A 4,762-nucleotide genomic window follows, 5' to 3' on the forward strand; every position below is an offset into this window, starting at 1 on the left:
GGTCCGGAGGCCTCCGGACCTTCCGGCCCCCCTGCTCCCCCTGCTCTCCCTGATCCCCCTGCTCTCCCTGATCCCTCCGGGCCCTCGGAGCGCCCGGCGCGGTCCCGGTCCTGGTACTGGTCCTGGTCCTGGTCAGTGACGGCGGCCACCGGTCACCTCTCCTTCTGCAGTACGGACAACGCGGCGATGAGTTCGGCCTGGGGCTCCGGATGCACCTCGAGCGCGTCCAGCGGCGCGAGCCGGCGTTCGCGTTCGGCGTGCATGACCCGGTTCACGTGGTCGAGGAGCAGCCGCCCGCTCCGGTCGCGCAGCCGCATCGCCCCCTGCGCGCCGATCCGTTGGGCGAGCTTCTCCCCCGCGGTCCGCGCCCGGCGCCCGCTCAGCAGCGCCGTGGCGACCAGGGCGGCCACCGTCTCGGGATCGGGGGCGCTGCCGCGGTCGAGCTCGCGGACCTCCTCCTCGGCGTACTCCTCCAGCTCGCGCCGCCACCGCCGTACGGCCAGCCCGATCCGGTGCTCGACGCTCTCCGCCGCCCCGTCGTGGTCGGTGAACTCCGCCGACCTGGCCGCCGGTTCGCGCCTCCACGCGGTGTCGACCCGTTCGTCGGCGGCGGTCACGGCGCACAGCAGCAGGGCGCCCAGGCCCTCCACGAGGGTGTCGAGGAGCTCGCCGGGCGTGCAGTCGAGCGGGAAGGCGCGCCACCGCTTGAGCGCGTCGCCGGCGAGCACGGTCCCGGCCTGCAGCCGGCCGCGCAGGCGCGCGTGCTCCCTGTCGTACGCCCCCTCGACGGCGGAGGTGAGCCGCAACGCGGCGGCGTGCTGCGCGGCGGCGGCACCGGCGAGTGCCGGCATGCGGGAGTTGAGGGAGTCGAGGATGCCGTGGGCGGTGCGCGCCATGACGTGCGCGCGGGCGGCGGGGTCCTGCGTCTGGTGGACGAGCCAGGTCCGCAGCGACGCCACGGCGGAGGCCGGCAGGAGTCCGCCGCCCCAGGCCGACTCGGGCAGTTCGGGCACGGTGAAGCGCGGTACGTGGCCGAGTCCGGCCTTGGTGAGGAGGGCGCCGTACTGCCGGGACACCTCGGACACGACCTGGTGGGGCACCCGGTCCAGGACGGTCACCAGACTGACGTCGTACTCCTTGGCGGCGCGCAGCATGTGCCAGGGCACGGCGTCGGCGTAGCGGGCGGCGGTGGTGACCATGACCCAGATGTCCGCGGCGCAGATGAGTTCGGCGGCGAGGACGCGGTTTTCGGAGACGAGGGAGTCGATGTCGGGGGCGTCGAGCAGGGCGAGGCCGGGCGGGACGCTGTCGGCGGTCTCGATGCGCAGGACGCGCGCCGGGTTCTCTCCCGGGAGCAGCAGGTCGTCGACCTCCCGCCGGGGGCCCCACACGCGCGTGAGGTCGGGCAGCACGCGCATCCCGCTGAACCAGTGGTGGTCCTCGGGGTGGCAGACGAGCACCGGGGTCCGGGTCGTCGGCCGCAGCACGCCCGCCTCGCTGACGCGCCGCCCCACCAGCGAGTTCACCAGGGTGGACTTGCCGGCCCCGGTGGAACCCCCCACGACGGCGAGCAGCGGCGCCCCGGGCTCTCTCAGACGGGGCACCAGGTAGTCGTCGAGCTGGGCGAGCAGTTCGTCGCGGTTGGCACGCGCGCGTGAAGCCCCCGCCACAGGCAGCGGGAAGCGTGCGGCGGCGACACGGTCCCGCAGGGTGGAGAGTGCGTCGAGCAGCTGAGGCCGTACGTCCAAGGTCACCACATGTGAAGAATGCCCAATTTCATGGGAATTCTGAAGCATATGACCATGTCTGCGCGCCGATCGAACACAAGCGGATGGAAGGGACGACTGGGGCGCATGTACGACTCGGGCATAACGAGTGCACAACACCCGGTGCGCGAGGGGCCGAAATCGGTGCACGATTCGTACCCGCCTGCGATTATCGGGACCGCTTCACCGGACCTCCACATCGAGCCACGGAGGCGAGGCGACAGGGGCAAGGACGCGGGAGCCCTATCCTTGTCCCCGGCGACGTCAGGGACCGGGGCAACCCGGACACCACGACCGAGGCCACCACACCCGGCCCCCGTAGCTCAGTGGATAGAGCAGGCGCCTTCTAAGCGCTTGGCCGCAGGTTCGAGTCCTGCCGGGGGCGCCACCCGCCGTCAGCCAGAACGCCCCGGAGGGATCTCCCCTCCAGGGCGTTTCGCGCCTCCACCGGCAAGACCGCGACGGCAACGGCCCCGCGACGCCGTACCGCGCCAGTCCCTCGCGAACGGCGTGCCGCAGAGCGTTCCGCGGCACCGGCTCGGCCGTAGGCGCCGGGGCGGGAGACACCGGGCCCGCCGTCCGGGCCGGTCGCGGCGGGTTTCGGCGGCACGACGGACGGTGACCGCGACGGGGCGGGGCGGCAGGCGGCTCCCCACGCATCGAACGTCCGCGCCACCGGCCCCCTGAACCGCGGCCTCCGCGCACACGTCACCGAGACCGTGGCGCCGCCATCCGCCCGCGCCCGTGAAGAGGCGAAAGACCGGGCCGGACGGGGCCGGTCGACCTACGCGTAGAGGACGGAAGCGGAAGCATTTTCACGAGCAGTCGACAAACCGACATTCGTAATGATTTCAGTTTAGCAATCCACACCCGGAGGAAATGAGTCAGTGACCGAGACCCCCCACTTCCACAGGGTGACGGTCAGGCGCAAGCGTTCGATTGGCACAACGAGGCGATCGCCCCGCGGGGAGCGAGCGTCACTCGAAGCAGAGCCATGACTCAAGCTCCTCGGGGGAGGAATTATGATATTCGGACGAGTCAGGCGTGAATCGGCTCCGATATGGAGCGAAGGAGTGCGGGAAAACTTTCACGACTGCTGCACCTTGGTCGAAAAGACCATACTGCGCCCGCAGCAGCGGTATCGGCGCCTCGCCAATATGTATATTTTCTGGTTCCGCCTCATCGGCGGCCTGGAGATCATCCTCAGTGTCACTCTTCCGATCTTCCTCATCGTGCTGAACCCCCAGGAACCCGACACACAGATCATCCTCACCGTCATCAGCGTCTCGGTGGCACTGCTGGCCGCGCTTCGTTCGTTCTTCGGATGGCAGGAGAACTGGCAGGCGCATCGCGCGCAGGAGAACATCCTGTCGGGCATTCTGGCCGACTGGGAGATCGAGATGATGAAGATTTCAGGCAGCGGTTCGAACAACGCCAGAAGCAAGGCCCTGCAGCAGACCCAGGAATCCATAGCTGCCGCGACACAAGCGCTCGACACCAGTCAGGAGATGCTGGCCAGCAGAATGCGCGCTCCTGTCGCGTTCAGGAGCAACCACGAGACGAGAAGCCCGAACGCCCAGTAGGAGCAGGCCCGGCGTGCCGGAGCGCGAAGGCTTGCGGCAGCGACGCGGCCTTCCCCTTGTCGGCCGAATCAGGCTGCGGAGCCTCGCACTCCTCACCCGGCGGATCCGTTCACCCGAATTCCTGCGGGCCCGGGCCCGGCCCGTCCCGGGAGATCCGCGGTGTGCGCCGCCGCACTCGGTTCACGGCCTCCCCGAAAGACGGTGAGGCGGTCACGGCCGGCGGTGCCGGTCGCACGCACCGTCCCGGGCTGGCCGAGGAGGACGCGGGGACGGCTGGCGCCACCCCGGGGAGCCGGGACGGCCGGGGCGTCTCCCCGGCCGCGGCGGCCGCTGTGCCGAAAGCGGTCGCGTCGGCGGCGACGGCGGATGTGTCGGCCACGGCGGCGAAGCACCGTTGAAAGAACTGTCATTGCTGTCATACATGATGACTGCATGTCATACACCGATGAGTTCCGTGCCTTCGCCCGCCGGCACGGCGTCTCCGACGATTCCGTCACGCGCATCATGTGGATGGTGCAGCCGTCCGTCCACCTGGCCATCCTCGATCCGTCCGAGGTCGGCCCCGACGATCTCGTGGTGGGTCACACCGGCGGTCTGCCGGAGCTGCCCGACGGCGTTCCGTGGGACGGGGACGTGTACGTGGCCGGTCTCGACCTGGCCGCGATACCGGAGCAGCCCCTGGACCTCGGACTCCCCCGCGAAGGGCACCTGCTGTTCTTCACGAGCAGCGGCTACGAGGACGGTGACCCCGCCCCGGTGATCCACGTGCCGGCGGGGACGGCGACGGCCGTGCGCCCCGCGCCCTCGGGCACCTGTTCCGGGGACCCCTCCGACACGTGGACGACGGACGTCCTCGAGCGGCGGGTGCTGGTGTGCCGCACCACCGGCACGTCGTGGGACGTCCTCGACTGGCTGTGGGACCCCGACTCCGACTCCGACGAGACGGAGGCCCGCATGCCGGACCCCGACGACCCGGACGTGGAGGACGAGGTCCGTCCGCTGCTGGCCGCGGTCGTGGAGTACGCCGAGCGGGTCGGGACCGTTCCGTTCGTGCACCGGACCTGCGGACTGCGCGGCGTGGAACTGAATCCCCCGTACTACCGGGCCGACTACGGAACGGACTTCCTGAAGAAGGGGGAGGAGGCCGTGGTCGTCTGCCGGAACGAGCCGGAGCGGTTCGACGAGCTGTACGCCGAGGCCCTGCGGGACGCTTCCGAGCAGGACGGCGGACCGTGGCTGAACCTCCTGGAGTTCGGCGAGGACGCGATCTTCCACACCGGGGACGGCGAGGTGGGCTGGCTCGTCAACCGCGACGACCTGCTGGCGGGACGCTTCGACGACGTCGTGCAGTCGTACCACTGCTGATCCCCGCCCCGGCGGGCCGCCCTCTCCTTCCGGAAGTCTCTCCCCCGG

Annotated in this window: 3 protein-coding genes and 1 tRNA gene; 3 read left to right on the plus strand and 1 reads right to left on the minus strand. The window is 70.6% G+C overall.

Features of this window, described 5'->3' with window-relative positions; translation table 11 throughout:
• Window positions 1-152: 152 nt before the first annotated feature.
• Window positions 153-1,757: a dynamin family protein gene (locus AOK18_RS23110; protein WP_055695585.1), complete on the minus strand. Its 1,605-nt coding sequence runs from the start codon at window positions 1,755-1,757 to the stop codon at window positions 153-155.
• Window positions 1,758-2,078: 321 nt separating this feature from the next.
• Here AOK18_RS23110 and AOK18_RS23115 point away from each other — a divergent pair.
• The 3 genes from AOK18_RS23115 (at window position 2,079) to AOK18_RS23130 (ending at window position 4,714) form a co-directional block, all read left to right on the plus strand.
• A tRNA-Arg gene (locus tag AOK18_RS23115) sits at window positions 2,079-2,154 on the plus strand.
• Window positions 2,155-2,839: 685 nt separating this feature from the next.
• Window positions 2,840-3,349, plus strand: coding sequence for a DUF4231 domain-containing protein (locus tag AOK18_RS23120; RefSeq protein ID WP_055573934.1), 510 nt, complete (start codon window positions 2,840-2,842; stop codon window positions 3,347-3,349).
• Between the two features lie 432 nt (window positions 3,350-3,781).
• Window positions 3,782-4,714 carry a DUF1963 domain-containing protein gene (locus tag AOK18_RS23130; RefSeq protein ID WP_055695587.1) on the plus strand — a complete coding sequence of 311 codons (933 nt, stop codon included), beginning with the start codon at window positions 3,782-3,784 and terminating at the stop codon, window positions 4,712-4,714.
• Window positions 4,715-4,762: the final 48 nt, after the last annotated feature.

The sequence above is a fragment of the Streptomyces prasinopilosus genome (assembly GCF_001419695.1).
GTDB lineage: Bacteria > Actinomycetota > Actinomycetes > Streptomycetales > Streptomycetaceae > Streptomyces > Streptomyces prasinopilosus.